This window comes from Reichenbachiella sp., from assembly GCF_965233835.1.
Classification (GTDB): Bacteria; Bacteroidota; Bacteroidia; order Cytophagales; family Cyclobacteriaceae; genus Reichenbachiella.
The window spans coordinates 1686150-1698217 of record NZ_OZ247585.1 but is presented as its reverse complement, the minus strand read 5'-3'; the positions used below and the strand labels follow the sequence as shown (position 1 = coordinate 1698217).

Below are 12068 nucleotides of genomic sequence, written 5' to 3'. Positions count from 1 at the left end.
ATCAACTTTCAGACAAACGATCCTTTACATATTCCACCTCAGTTTTTCCGTGAGGTGAGGGTTTACCGTCTGCACCAATATTTACGAGCACAATTCTTTCTACTGTAATAATCTTCTCTCGGGTCATTTTGTTTCTTACCTCGCAGTTCAATTCTAACGAAGTCCTTCCAAACTTGGTAGGTTCTATACCAATCTCTACTATATCTCCCTGCCGAGCTGAACTTAGAAAATTTATCTCTGACATGAACTTTGTCACTACCTTTTGATTCTCTAATTGAATCGCTCCATATAGCGCCGCTTCTTCATCAATCCAGGCCAGTAATTTTCCTCCAAACAAAGTTTGATTTGGGTTTAAATCTTCTGGCTTTACCCACTTTCTTGTATGAAACTTCATAATATTCTAATCTTCACATGTTATGTTCAATCACAAATCCAAAAGCTCACTGGCCTAAGAATTACTCGTTGATCGCAATTTAAATCATAGGATTTCATTATCTTAATTTTTGCTAAATCTCTCAACTAATTGCAACCTTTTGAATTTTAATCATCAACCATAGACTATGAGATTATTGTTTATTTCACTACTCGTTTTTATCAATTATTCAACTTCACTGGCTCAGTCACAAGTTTTTGAATTCCAATATCAGGAAATGGAGCTTGACGAGGCTTATATCGAATCCCTTTCTCCTCACCGTTTCGGCCCGCCATTCACGAATATGATGCAGCTTTTGAAAGAGTACTACATCTATGAAGAAACAAGCAAAGTTTCCGGCACCACAACCAAATTCATACAAAAACCGCCCATTTACTATTCGGTGAAAAAAACTAATAAATATGTTTTGAAAGCACTAAAAAAGAAGCTCGTCACCGAGGAACAAGCCAAAAGCGATCTGGAACTAGTGCTGAAAATTGCACTCAATATCAGACACCAAAATACAGTAGAGTTCGAGGATGTGTTATATAAAATTAAAGATGCTGAAGACATCATTTCCTTCTACCAAGAAAATGTTGTTTTGACAGATTAGAGCCTTCTAGAACGTTCTATTGTATGAACCTCCTCCTTTATTGGTTGTTTGTTATTTTTTTCAAATTCTAAAATTTCCTTCTCTTGAATAAATTCAACCAATTGCTTAGCTAATGTTTGATAGGTCAATTTTGACGGATGAACTCCATCACTAAAGTAAAGAGACAGATTATTGGATAGATTGTACTTTCTGGACCAGCTTTCAATACTTATTACCTCCGAAGAATAATAAACCTTCTCGAACTCAGCCACTACAACAGCTAAAGCCTCTCCCAATATTTCTACCAGATTTCCAATGGCCCATTTCATAAGAGGAGTAAATGCGGGAAACTCTCTAATAGGTGGCATATTCGTAAAAACCACCGGTGTATCATCAAACTTAAGCTTTAATTCATGAATAAGAAATCGTGCTTGAGCTTTCCAGCGCCAGGGGTTATTGAGCTTAAATGCATCATTCCCCCCAATGCCAACCACCACCAAATCCCAATCATATTCATCCAAATCAGATAATAGTTCACTGGAAATCCGGGCCATTGTGATCCCGCTCTTCGCCTGAACCTTCCACTGAACACCTAGATTCATGTTGGCTGCTAACTCATTAGCCAATGTGCCTGCAAATCCTTCTTTATGCGTCTCCACCCCAACGCCAGCCATTGTACTTTCTCCCAGCACCAATACCCTTAATTTACGGTTAGTTGATAAACCACTAACCCCTACTGGATCAATAGCTTCCGGCAGATCGGGAATGGTATTTTTAACCTTTCTTCCATGCAGATAGAGCATTGGCAACAATGGAATAGTCAAAATAGATCCGATAATATATCTCGCACTCATGTCATCAACTTTCCATATCACTCAACTCAATATTGAGTGCCTTGGTTGACATCTGAATTTCTATCAATGAAAAGATGAGTGAGGTAATCAATGAAATCAGACTACCTCCGAATAAATAATTGGCCAAGACAAAACCTTCCTGAAACAACGCAAACATACAAGCTACTGTAAGTAGAAAACTTAGAACGCCAAACGCTTGCATCCGACGAACCATATTTAGTCGTACTCTGAGGTTCCTTATTTGCCCAACAAGCACATGCTGAGTCTCGGCTTGCTGATATTTCGCATGTAAATTTCTGATAAGTGTGGCTAATGCCAAAAATCTATTGGTATAGGCTAGCAACAACAGCGTAATCGCCGGAAATAAAAGGGCCGGTGTAGAAATTTCTAATTGCAAAAGAAGAGTTTATTTTTTCTCAATAAGGGCCACCAGCTCATCCGCATCCCATGGCTTACCAACACTACCTGTAAAACCAAATTTTTTGATTGCGTTCCGAATGATCTCATCATTTACATATTCAGAAATGATGATTCTCGTCATGTCAGGGTAAAGTTCTCCTACTTTTTCGAGCAGCTCCACTCCCGTCATTTCCGGCATACGGTGGTCAGATATGATGACATCAAACTTTTCATCTTCCATCAGCTTGAGCCCTTCAGCCGCACTTTCGCATGTAGTGACATTGTACCTTCTTTTGAAGGCAATTCTGAAAACATTTAGGTTAGCTGCTTCATCATCCACATATAGCAACTTGATCTTATCTGCCATAATTAATCGTTCTTTCTCTTTTTCCTTAACTGGTTATGCAAAATACAAAATTATTACAACAATACGGGACGCATATCAAAAGGCCTCACGAACAGACAAATAAAACGCATATTGTCCATTATCGGTAAAGCCGACATCCATTCGGAAATTCATTTTTTCATCCTTTAAGGCTCTAAAACGTCCTCCAAGTCCATAAACAGCTCTTAGCTTATTTATTTCAAAATCACTAAAACTATCAAAGACCTCTCCCACTCCTGCAAAAATCACTCCTCCAAATCGCCAAAACAACTCTTGTCTGGCTTCAACCTGAAAATACATTAGTTGTCTGTCTCTATATAAATTTCGATGCTCTATACCCCTTAGTCTTCCTCCTCCACCCATTTTAGGAAGTTTATAAAAAGGTATATCATCGCCCGACGTCATATTCATTCTGAACTGTATTGCCAATACACTTTTGGGACCCAAAAACTCGAAGTATTGCCTATAATCTAGAAGGAAACTACCGTAGTTATATTCTCCACCAAAAGCTTTTCCATAGAAAGCTGCTCTTGCGTTTATAAACCGGCCGTGAGTAGGCCATAGTGTGCTATTTCGGGTATCATTCCTAAAAGCAGGTCCAATTCCCATATTCCTCCCACCTTCTATACCTACAGGAACCTCCGTTACCAGCAGGCCTGAGTCTATTAAATTGGTAATGTTGTTGTACTGAAAATCAAATCGAACACCACCGAACCATTGTGAAGTGACTGGTTTCAACAAGGTGCCGCTCATGCCTACATAGCGATCCGTATATTTTTCTACAATCTCAGGGTCCGTATCACTGCCTATCCCGTAATAATTATCGGGAAAGTCAAACACTCTGGCTTCCATGTTCAAGTTCATACCATTCCCAAAAAACAAGTCAAAATCTGACTTAACTAAAACCTGTTTGTTGGTAGTAAAAACTATGTATGGAGTAATACTCGAGGGTCTGTGGAAATCCGGATTCTTGGATTTTGTATTAAAAACAAAAAAGGCGATGGTACCAATATTCACCTTGGTTTCTGGAGAATATCCTAGTGCTGGATAAATAGCGAATTTGACTCGCTTTTCTTGGACAGAGTCTTGACGGACAGAGTCTTGCTCCTGTGCTCGTACACTTAAGAACGAACACACCAGAAAAAAGCAATAAATCAGGTTTAATTTCATCTAGTTATTCAGCAGGCAACAAATCAAGTCCCAACTCATCCAACTGATCCTTAGCAATTGGAGAAGGTGATTCTATCATTACATCGCGCGCAGAAGTATTTTTAGGGAAGGCTATAAAATCTCTGATAGAATCTGAGCCTCCAAACATAGAGCATAATCTATCAAATCCAAAGGCAATTCCTCCATGTGGTGGCGCTCCATATTCAAAAGCATCCATCAAGAAGCCAAATTGCTCTCTTGCCTCCTCATCAGAAAAGCCTAGATGCTTAAACATCATTGCCTGTGTTTCTCTATCGTGAATTCTGATAGAACCCCCTCCTATCTCCACGCCGTTGATTACCAAATCGTAGGCATTGGCGTGAACCTTACCAGGATCAGTATCCAATAATGGAATTTCGTCGGGCTTTGGTGAAGTAAATGGGTGATGCATCGCATGATATCTTTCTGATTCTTCATCCCACTCCAATAACGGAAAGTCCAATACCCATAGTGGTTTGAAGTTCATTGGATCCTTCAGCTCCAACAAATCACCCATGTGCAACCTTAGCTCACACATTTGTTTTCTAGTAGCATTCAGGTCTCCAGACAATACCAAGATCAAATCACCAGGTTTAGCCTTAGCTTTTTCAGCCCAAGCTTTCAAGTCCTCTTGCGAGTAAAACTTATCTACAGATGACTTGAATGACCCGTCTTCATTACATTTCACATAGACCAAGCCTTTGGCTCCAACTTGTGGTCTCTTAACGAAATCCGTCAAACCATCCAGTTGCTTACGTGTCCAGGATGCGCATCCTTCAGCACATATTCCAACAACAAGCTCTGCCTGATCAAACACGTTAAAACCTTTGTTCTGAGCGACATCATTCAATTCTACGAAAGGCATTCCAAATCTTACATCCGGCTTGTCAGACCCATACAACCTCATGGCATCGTCGTATTGCATGTGTACAAACTCACCTACTTCTACGTCCAATGCTTGCTTGAACAAATGACGAGTCAATCCTTCGAAAGTATTCAATATATCCTCCTGAGTTACGAAAGACATCTCACAGTCTATCTGAGTAAATTCTGGCTGACGATCAGCTCTCAGGTCCTCATCTCGGAAACATTTTACAATTTGAAAGTATCTATCAAAACCAGAGACCATCAACAATTGTTTGAAGGTCTGTGGAGACTGAGGCAATGCATAAAACTCACCTTTGTTCACTCTAGACGGAACCACAAAATCTCTAGCCCCTTCAGGGGTAGACTTGATGAGTACTGGGGTCTCAACCTCCATGAAGTTTTGTTCCGACAAGTAAGATCGGGTGGCCTGAAGCATTTTATGACGAAGCATTAATTTGTCTCTTACCTCATCTCTTCGAAGATCAAGATAACGATATTTCATTCTTAGCTCTTCGCCGCCGTCGGTATCATTGTCGATAATAAATGGAGGCACCTTAGAAGCATTCAACACTTCCAAATCACTCACTTTTATTTCTATTTCTCCCGTAGGGATCTTATCATTTTTGGCATAACGTTCTGCTACTTCACCTGTCGCCTTAAGAACAAACTCACGACCTACAGTCTTTGCCTTCTCCACTAATTCAGTTGGTGTTTGCCCCTCTTCGAATATCAACTGAGTAATACCATATCGATCACGGAGGTCGATCCAAACCATTCCTCCTTTATCACGTACTTTTTGTACCCATCCACATAGGGTCACTTCTTTTCCGGCGTCCGCCAATCTCAATTCGCCACAAGTCTGCGTTCTCAGCATAATATTCGTATTATAAAAAATGAAGGCGCAAATTTAATCATTGTCTTGTTTTGGGCTTCATCACAAGGTAGTTTAATTTTGATTTTTCACTAGCTTTAAAAAATTCGCAAAATCATGGGTGTCTTTTTATTTCTCAGTTTATTCTTTTCAACTTTTCTGACTGAAAACCTGACAAAAGTCAACGTTACCGAAGAGATTACTATGATGATCCCGGATCAGTTCAGGCTTATGACTGACGATGAAATAGCGAGTAGGTATTTCTCAACCAAAAGGCCAGTAGCCATTTATACCAATCCATCAGTTACTATTGACCTTGGGGTAAACAAATCAGTAACTCAATGGAGCGCCGATGATTTGGAAATCATGGTCAGCTTTCAAAAATCGAACATTTACAATTTTTACGACGAGATTGAAATGATTAGTCAAGGGGTGAAAGAAGTAAATGGTAAAAAAACAGCGTATTTCGAGTTTGTATCTACCGTAAAAGCGGATAGCAATACGCAGTCATTTAGGTCACAAAGTGCTGTCAAAAAATACACCTACATTCAGTATATGATAGTAGGTAAACATTCATGGGTATTCAATTTTACCAGTCCTTTGCAGCTGCAAGCCGAATGGCAACCACAATTGGCCGACATCATGGATAGCGTTGAATTCATTAATAAGAAAAAATGATTCCGGGACTTCATAGCGATGAGGCATTCATGAAAGAAGCCCTCAAACAGGCACAATATGCATTCGAAGAAAATGAGGTGCCTGTGGGTGCTGTTGTGGTATGTGAAAACAAAATTATTTCTCGTGCATATAATCAGGTAGAAAAGCTCAACGATGTAACAGCCCATGCAGAAATATTAGCGATCACAGCTGCCGAAAACTACCTTGGTACCAAGTATCTATCAGGATGCAAATTGTATGTTACTTTAGAACCATGCACCATGTGCGCAGGAGCTACTTACTGGTCTCAGCTCGATGAAGTTATTTACGGCGCAAGTGATGAAAAAAGAGGGTATTCTCATTTGGCTCCAAATGCCACTCACCCAAAAGCAAAAATCACCAAAGGTATCTTGGCTAATGAATGCAGTACTTTGGTCACTGACTTTTTTAAGCGTATGCGCGAAAAAGGAGCCTAACCTTTATTAACCTTAAGGTTTCGTCAGATCATACAATCATTCTATATCGGCATAGAATAGAATGATCATTTGATTCCGTTTATTTTAGATTTACAATTAACTTTACTCTTAAGAATTTTTTAAACATAAACATAGATTTATCATGGCATTTGAATTACCATCATTACCCTATGCACACGATGCATTGGAACCACATATCGACAAGCGTACAATGGAAATCCACCACGGAAAGCACCACAATGCGTACGTAACTAATTTGAATGGAGCGATTGCCGGTACTGAAATGGAAGGCAAGTCTATCGAAGCACTTTGTGCGGAGCATTCAGATGTACCTGCAGTAAGAAACAACGGCGGCGGACATTTCAATCACTCTTTGTTTTGGACTGTGATGAGCCCTAACGGCGGCGGCAATCCTACTGGCGACATCGCTGGTGCGATCGACGAGGCATTCGGCTCGTTTGATGCTTTCAAAGACGCTTTCGCTAAAGCAGGTGCGACTAGATTCGGTTCTGGATGGGCTTGGCTTTGCGTAAAAGATGGCAAATTAGAAGTTTGCTCTTCTGCTAACCAAGACAATCCATTGATGCCGGGTGTTGGATGTGGAGGCACTCCGATCCTGGGTCTTGATGTTTGGGAGCATGCTTACTACCTAAACTACCAAAACAGGCGTCCTGATTATATCAACGCATTTTTTAATGTGATCAACTGGGAAGAAGTGAACAAGCGTTTCGCTGCCGCGAAATAACTGAAGAGTACTTCATAACTAAAGTACAAAGCCATCTCGATAATAATCGGGATGGCTTTTTTTATACCTCACAAGAGAGTCTATTTTTTAGACCGCTTCTTTTTCAAATCAAAAAGATCCTTCCTTCGATCTTTCAAATTTTGTACACTGCCAAATTGATTCAGTTCTCTTAGTAAATCAATATCTACATCGGCTATTAGAATCATTTCCGCATTGGGAGTGGCTTCGGCCTTGATACCATTAGTGGGGAACGCAAAATCACATGGGGTAAATACCATGGACTGTGCGAACTGAATATCCATGTTATGGACTTTAGGCAAGTTGCCCACGCTGCCAGCAATTGCTACATAGCACTCATTTTCTATCGCTCGAGCTTGTGAACAATTTCTCACCCTGGAATATCCGTTTTGTGTATCCGTAAGAAAAGGTACAAACAGAATATCCATCCCCTCTTCAGCCAACAGCCGGCTCAACTCAGGAAATTCTGAATCGTAACAGATCAACACACCAATCTTACCGCAATCGGTGTCAAAAGCCTTGATTTCATTGCCGCCTTGCATCCCCCAGACCTTAGATTCATCCGGAGTCACGTGAATTTTTTCGTACCGTTCTGTGGTGCCATCTCTTCGACACAGATAGCCTACGTTATACAATAAATCGTCCTTAATTTCCGGCATACTGCCGGTGATGATGTTGATATTGTAAGAAATAGCTAATTCTGAAAACCGCCTAACAATCTCCTCGGTATGAGTAGCTAATTCTCGAATGGCCTCTGGCTCTGACATGTGATTATTTTCAGCCATCAAGGGCGCATTGAAAAACTCAGGAAACAAGGCGAAATCACAGCGATAACCAGATACCGCATCCACGAAATACTCTGCTTGCTGCATGAGCTCTTCCATACCTTTGTACAATCGCATTTGCCATTGCACCAATCCTAATCGAACGATTTTCTTTTTGGTCTCCGCCTTTTTTGTGGGCTTCTTGTAGTAGATATTGTCCCACTCTAGGAGAACAGCATATTCACTCGAAGCTTCATCTCCCTCTAAATACCCAGTCAGGACTTTAGAAGGATGAAAATCATTGGAAATTTGAAAGTTGAGCACCGGATCAACTATCTCCTTTCTTTTGACTCTTTCTATATACTCCTTAGGAGAAATCTCATCGGCATACTTATGATAGTTTGGAATTCTCCCACCAAAAGCAATCATACGCAAGTTCATACGCTCACACAGCTCCTTCCGATAGTCATATAACCTTCTACCTAAGCGAAGTCCTCTAAATTCTGATTTTATAAAAACATCTATCCCATACAGTACATCTCCCTCATCAGTGTGCGTGTCAAAGGTATAGTCACCTGTGATTTCTTTGTAGGTATGGTGCTCGTCGAATTGGTTGTATTTTACAATAATAGACAAGGCGCATCCTGCCAATTGGCCATTGACCTTGATCACCACCTGTCCATCCGGAAATTTATCAATCAACGACTTAATCTCGTCTGCTTTCCAGTAAGCATCCTGAATACTGCTATAAGCTTCAATCATGGCCTTTTTCAACTCTTTGTAATCTCCAAGAGTCAAATAGGTCAATTCTATGTTTTCAATTTCCATTTGTACCTTTCATCGGAATAATTGAAATAAAGCTAGCAGAAAAGAGTAGAAGGAATGGTAAGGGTGTCTCAAATTATTTTATGAAGCCGAAGGTCTCTTCCAATATGAGCAGTGCATTTTTGTAATTGTCAGCTACCTGATCTCCACGTTCATCATTCATAAATACGGTACCCTGATCAAAATCTAAATCCCCAATTGGTGCCATGGCGTCTACCGAATAACCTAGGGTAAAATCTCCAACGATTGAGAATGGCTCAGAAAAGACCTGACTCATAACAAAGTAATTTTTGTCTGTCCCAATATGCATCTTTATCTCTTCGCCTAGTGGATCGTCTTTATCAAAATACCTTCCATCCATCAAGAAAAACTTGTAGCCTGTGTTCCAATCCCAAGCCATACCATTTGTAGGATCCAAATCCCCCACATGATCAATCGACGCGTTGGCCTCCGCATCTACACCGATAGCCATGAGGAGTTCTGCTATCTCAATTTCTGATGGAACACCTTCGACTGTTATACTAGCAGTGAGGTGGTCAGCATCGAAACTCACGAGGTGATAGCTATCTGGTTCAGTATAAACGATATTTGAATTGGCGTCTTTGAGTTGGATATTGCTTAAATAAAATTCGATTCTGTCAAAGGAAACTTGTTGCTGACTTGGAGTGACATATTTTTTTGATCCAAAAATCAATATTTCATTATCAACTTTCACGCTAAAATTAAATATGAGGGCATTACTTTCTTCTGCTTCATCCGACGAACAAGCACTCATTATTAGCAACGCGCAAATGGTTGTGCTAATCTTCGAAAGGGTTGGAAAATGCTTCATCTGTAATGAAAGTTTCGTCGGTAAGGGTATGTAAAAATGCGATAATAGCTTCTTTTTCTGTTTCAGTGAGTCCCAGTTTTACGGGCAACACATTTTCAGCATTATTAGTTGCATCGGTAATTAACACATCCAAGGTTGCACTGGTCTGAATATTTTCATTGTAATGACCCAACACATCCTCGAGCGTTGCAAATCTACCATCGTGCATATAAGGAGCAGTAAGTGCAATATTTCGCAAACTAGGTGCTTTAAATTTTCCTTTGTCAGTAGCCTCTCCTGTTATATTCACCAATCCATTTTCTAAATTTTCTTTGGCATCAATACCGTTATTATGAAACCCTCGATATCCATTACGATCACCTGAAGTCAATATACTTAAATGACAATCTCCGCAATTCCCTCCTCTCAGTCCAATTGTGGGCTCTGGATGAGTGAAAAATAAATCCATCCCTAGCTTTTCCTGATCTGTAAACACCTCTTCTCCGAGCAGATATTGATCATATCGTGAGTTAGAAGAAACCAGTGTTCGCATGAACTGACTGAGCGCCTTGGCTATTAAATCAGATGTAATTTCCTCTGTTTCAAAAGCTTGCTGAAATTGCTGACGATAGGAATCTGAATTGGACAGTCGCTCTACGGCCTCCGTTAAAGACAAATCCATCTCGATATGATCCTGAATGGGCTCTAGGGATTGCTCTTCCAAACTTGACGCTCGACCATCCCAAAAAAACTTGGACTGCCAAAGCAGATTCACCAGTGACATAGAACTCCTACTGGTCAATTTCCGATCGACGCCCATGCTGAATTTTACGCCATCTGTAAAGGCCTTCGATTGCTGATGACAAGACCCGCATGACACCTGACCATTACGAGACAATTGCTTTTCATAAAATAAATGTCTTCCCAGCTCAATGCCTTCTTCGGTAAAAGGATTATCCTCGGGAATCTCATATTTGTCGCCAAAATGAGTTGGAGGCACATAGCTGTATGGGGTTGGCCCCTTAAACTCAGTGTCATCATCACATGAACAAAGTACATGAAACCCAATAAGTATTATGACACACTTTAAATTCATCAATTAGTCAACATGTAGAAGTTGTAATTCCATTAACTTTCATTCGCAGGAAAATAGCGAATCTGAAACTTCTCAACACCATAGTAATCCTTTCCACTCTCCTTTTTTACTGGAGCTGTAATACTAACTCAATTTCTACAAATAAATTACAACTGAGCTATCCTGCTCATTTTCCAAAACCAATTTCTTCTCCAGCAAGAAATGAAACAACTAAAGAAGGTGTTGCCTTGGGCAAGGCACTTTTTTTTGATCCAACACTTTCTGCTAGTGGTAAAATTTCTTGTGCTTCCTGCCACCAACCAGAACTTTCTTTTTCAGATAGCCAAAGGTTTAGCTCTGGCCATAGCCGCTTGAAATTAAAAAGGAACACACCTCCATTGTTCAATCTGGCTTGGTCAGCAAACTTCTTTTGGGATGGTGGTGTAAAGAACCTGGAATCATTATCGTTTACCGCACTCACAAACTCAGATGAAATGGGTTCTGATCTAACTCTGCTATGCAGTAATTTGAACCGAGATAAAGATTATAAAAAAGCATTCAAAAAAGCATTTTATATTGATTCTATCTCTTCCGCTTACGTCAGCCGGGCATTGGCGCAGTACATGCGCACATTAATTTCAGCAAACGCCAAATACGACAGTGTGCAACAGGGGCTTGCAAAATTTTCTAAAATTGAAATCCAAGGAAAAAAGATATTCGAGCAAAACTGTGCTTCTTGCCATACTCCCCCTCTTTTCACTGACAATAGATTTCATCATAATGGCATAGAACAGGCTTACTCTGTTGAAAACTTATTTTTGTCTACAGGCCGATTTAGAATCACAAGAGATTCTGTTGATTTGGGTAAGTACAAAACTCCATCACTTCGAAACTTAAAGTACACAGCACCATATATGCACGATGGTAGGTTTGCTAGTTTAAGTAAAGTTCTAGATCATTATCAAAACTTAGATCCTTTGAACCAAAACCAAGATTCTCTTGTTGGTAAAGTCAAGTTTTCTGATTCAGAAAAAATCGCACTTGAAGCTTTCGTAAAAACACTAGAAGGTGAAATAGTGAAGTGAAACACGACTGAATTAGTTCAACTTTCGTACTAAATATGCGTAAG

14 protein-coding genes are annotated in these 12068 nt (G+C 40.1%); 5 read left to right on the top strand and 9 right to left on the bottom strand.

The window, feature by feature from the left end:
* Position 1: 1 nt before the first annotated feature.
* On the bottom strand, positions 2-394 hold the full coding sequence (locus tag ACO6S2_RS07405; RefSeq protein ID WP_422361859.1) for an acyl-CoA thioesterase: 393 nt from the start codon (positions 392-394) through the stop codon (positions 2-4).
* A gap of 166 nt (positions 395-560) precedes the next feature.
* Between ACO6S2_RS07405 and ACO6S2_RS07400 the strand changes: the two genes are divergently transcribed.
* On the top strand, positions 561-1025 hold the full coding sequence (locus tag ACO6S2_RS07400; protein WP_422361858.1) for a hypothetical protein: 465 nt from the start codon (positions 561-563) through the stop codon (positions 1023-1025).
* Here ACO6S2_RS07400 and ACO6S2_RS07395 read toward each other — a convergent pair.
* From ACO6S2_RS07395 to aspS, 5 genes are all read right to left on the bottom strand, one after another.
* Positions 1022-1858, bottom strand: coding sequence for an SGNH/GDSL hydrolase family protein (locus ACO6S2_RS07395; RefSeq protein ID WP_422361857.1), 837 nt, complete (start codon positions 1856-1858; stop codon positions 1022-1024). The genes ACO6S2_RS07400 and ACO6S2_RS07395 overlap by 4 nt on opposite strands.
* 4 nt (positions 1859-1862) lie before the next feature.
* Positions 1863-2255 (bottom strand): DUF2721 domain-containing protein, encoded by a 393-nt coding sequence (locus ACO6S2_RS07390; protein WP_422361856.1) that lies wholly within the window; start codon positions 2253-2255, stop codon positions 1863-1865.
* A gap of 9 nt (positions 2256-2264) precedes the next feature.
* A complete protein-coding gene (locus ACO6S2_RS07385) occupies positions 2265-2624 on the bottom strand; it encodes a response regulator (protein ID WP_422361855.1) in 360 nt (119 codons plus the stop codon).
* Positions 2625-2699: 75 nt separating this feature from the next.
* Positions 2700-3812, bottom strand: a complete 1113-nt coding sequence (locus ACO6S2_RS07380; protein WP_422361854.1) for a BamA/TamA family outer membrane protein — start codon at positions 3810-3812, stop codon at positions 2700-2702.
* A gap of 4 nt (positions 3813-3816) precedes the next feature.
* A complete protein-coding gene (gene aspS / locus ACO6S2_RS07375) occupies positions 3817-5571 on the bottom strand; it encodes an aspartate--tRNA ligase (protein WP_422361853.1) in 1755 nt (584 codons plus the stop codon).
* Positions 5572-5685: 114 nt separating this feature from the next.
* Between aspS and ACO6S2_RS07370 the strand changes: the two genes are divergently transcribed.
* The 3 genes from ACO6S2_RS07370 to ACO6S2_RS07360 all read left to right on the top strand — a co-directional run bounded on the left by ACO6S2_RS07370 (position 5686) and on the right by ACO6S2_RS07360 (position 7446).
* Positions 5686-6246, top strand: a complete 561-nt coding sequence (locus ACO6S2_RS07370) for a hypothetical protein (RefSeq protein ID WP_422361852.1) — start codon at positions 5686-5688, stop codon at positions 6244-6246.
* On the top strand, positions 6243-6701 hold the full coding sequence (locus ACO6S2_RS07365; protein WP_422361851.1) for a nucleoside deaminase: 459 nt from the start codon (positions 6243-6245) through the stop codon (positions 6699-6701). Before ACO6S2_RS07370 ends, ACO6S2_RS07365 begins: the two co-directional genes overlap by 4 nt.
* 142 nt (positions 6702-6843) lie before the next feature.
* A complete protein-coding gene (locus ACO6S2_RS07360) occupies positions 6844-7446 on the top strand; it encodes a superoxide dismutase (protein ID WP_422361850.1) in 603 nt (200 codons plus the stop codon).
* 80 nt (positions 7447-7526) lie between these two features.
* Here the strand turns inward: ACO6S2_RS07360 and ACO6S2_RS07355 are convergent, their stop codons facing one another.
* From ACO6S2_RS07355 to ACO6S2_RS07345, 3 genes are all read right to left on the bottom strand, one after another.
* Positions 7527-9056: a GNAT family N-acetyltransferase gene (locus ACO6S2_RS07355; protein ID WP_422361849.1), complete on the bottom strand. Its 1530-nt coding sequence runs from the start codon at positions 9054-9056 to the stop codon at positions 7527-7529.
* Positions 9057-9129: 73 nt separating this feature from the next.
* Positions 9130-9885 (bottom strand): MbnP family protein, encoded by a 756-nt coding sequence (locus ACO6S2_RS07350; protein ID WP_422361848.1) that lies wholly within the window; start codon positions 9883-9885, stop codon positions 9130-9132.
* Complete coding sequence (locus ACO6S2_RS07345; RefSeq protein WP_422361847.1) at positions 9854-10960, bottom strand: cytochrome-c peroxidase; 1107 nt, start codon at positions 10958-10960, stop codon at positions 9854-9856. The genes ACO6S2_RS07350 and ACO6S2_RS07345 overlap by 32 nt, the downstream gene beginning before the upstream one ends.
* A 227-nt stretch (positions 10961-11187) precedes the next feature.
* Between ACO6S2_RS07345 and ACO6S2_RS07340 the strand changes: the two genes are divergently transcribed.
* Positions 11188-12024, top strand: a complete 837-nt coding sequence (locus ACO6S2_RS07340) for a cytochrome-c peroxidase (RefSeq protein WP_422361846.1) — start codon at positions 11188-11190, stop codon at positions 12022-12024.
* Positions 12025-12068 lie beyond the last annotated feature (44 nt).

What these genes read in the sequence shown, in the direction of transcription:
- ACO6S2_RS07405 (WP_422361859.1), bottom strand. Translation starts at nt 394, where the DNA reads ATGAAGTTTCATACAAGAAAGTGGGTAAAGCCAGAAGATTTAAACCCA.
- ACO6S2_RS07400 (WP_422361858.1), top strand. Translation starts at nt 561, where the DNA reads ATGAGATTATTGTTTATTTCACTACTCGTTTTTATCAATTATTCAACT.
- ACO6S2_RS07395 (WP_422361857.1), bottom strand. Translation starts at nt 1,858, where the DNA reads ATGAGTGCGAGATATATTATCGGATCTATTTTGACTATTCCATTGTTG.
- ACO6S2_RS07385 (WP_422361855.1), bottom strand. Translation starts at nt 2,624, where the DNA reads ATGGCAGATAAGATCAAGTTGCTATATGTGGATGATGAAGCAGCTAAC.
- ACO6S2_RS07380 (WP_422361854.1), bottom strand. Translation starts at nt 3,812, where the DNA reads ATGAAATTAAACCTGATTTATTGCTTTTTTCTGGTGTGTTCGTTCTTA.
- aspS (WP_422361853.1), bottom strand. Translation starts at nt 5,571, where the DNA reads ATGCTGAGAACGCAGACTTGTGGCGAATTGAGATTGGCGGACGCCGGA.
- ACO6S2_RS07370 (WP_422361852.1), top strand. Translation starts at nt 5,686, where the DNA reads ATGGGTGTCTTTTTATTTCTCAGTTTATTCTTTTCAACTTTTCTGACT.
- ACO6S2_RS07365 (WP_422361851.1), top strand. Translation starts at nt 6,243, where the DNA reads ATGATTCCGGGACTTCATAGCGATGAGGCATTCATGAAAGAAGCCCTC.
- ACO6S2_RS07360 (WP_422361850.1), top strand. Translation starts at nt 6,844, where the DNA reads ATGGCATTTGAATTACCATCATTACCCTATGCACACGATGCATTGGAA.
- ACO6S2_RS07355 (WP_422361849.1), bottom strand. Translation starts at nt 9,056, where the DNA reads ATGGAAATTGAAAACATAGAATTGACCTATTTGACTCTTGGAGATTAC.
- ACO6S2_RS07350 (WP_422361848.1), bottom strand. Translation starts at nt 9,885, where the DNA reads ATGAAGCATTTTCCAACCCTTTCGAAGATTAGCACAACCATTTGCGCG.
- ACO6S2_RS07345 (WP_422361847.1), bottom strand. Translation starts at nt 10,960, where the DNA reads ATGAATTTAAAGTGTGTCATAATACTTATTGGGTTTCATGTACTTTGT.